This window comes from Dietzia sp. B44 (assembly GCF_014145245.1).
Classification (GTDB): Bacteria; Actinomycetota; Actinomycetes; order Mycobacteriales; family Mycobacteriaceae; genus Dietzia; species Dietzia natronolimnaea.
The window spans coordinates 2,492-3,307 of record NZ_JAALEF010000523.1 but is presented as its reverse complement, the minus strand read 5'-3'; the positions used below and the strand labels follow the sequence as shown (position 1 = coordinate 3,307).

Annotated in this window: 1 pseudogene; it reads left to right on the top strand. The window is 66.7% G+C overall.

Annotated features, from left to right (window positions below):
* Positions 1-171 precede the first annotated feature (171 nt).
* Positions 172-816: pseudogene (locus G6017_RS16430) on the top strand (BREX-2 system adenine-specific DNA-methyltransferase PglX); the annotation flags it as partial.

Below are 816 nucleotides of genomic sequence, written 5' to 3'. Positions count from 1 at the left end.
ATCCCCGTGAACTACCGGGGCTAGCGTCGATCGCGGCGACGGCGCGGAGGCGCTCCTCGTCGGTGTTCATCTCGGAAACACTATCCGGGTCTCGACGCTCTCACGTGCTTCGTAAGATATTGCAGGGACTCGCATCGCGCGGGCCCGTGTGGGTGAAAGGCCAGGTGCCAGGTGGCGGGTAGGCGGCGGAAGTCGGCGGAGCAGCAGACGCTCACGGATGCGTTGCAGCCGGTGGTGTGGGATCTCGTCGACGACATGCGTGCCCGCCTCGCGGCTGACCTAGACAAGACGGCGGAGTGGAAGGCCACGCACGCGGCGCTTAGGGAATCCCAGCGCACCGGTGCCACGTGGGCCGATTGGCAGGAGGATCAGCTCACCCAGGCGGCGGTGGGGTGGGTGCTCACGAGCGTCTTCGTGCGATTCTGCGAGGACAACGACCTGCTGGGGGCGCACCAACGCTGGATCAGCGGACCGGAGGCGGACGGGCGTCGGCGGGCGGTGGACGAGCAGGACCGCTTCTTCTCGGCGAACCTCGACCAGAGCTTCCGTGGCTACCTGCGGCATGCGTTCTCCCAGCTGGAGCGCTCCCCTGCGGCGGCACCCTTGGTGGGCGAGCACGCGGGAATCCACATCGCCGAGCCGAGTGACGACGCTGCGCAGCGTCTGGTGGAGTTCTGGCGGCAGGCCGATGCCGAGAATGCGACTGTCTGGTCCCTGCGCGGTCCGGCATTGGACACGCGTTTTCTGGGCGACATGTATCAGGACTTGTCGGAGTACGCCAAGAAGAAGTACGCGCTACTGCAGACACCGGAGTTC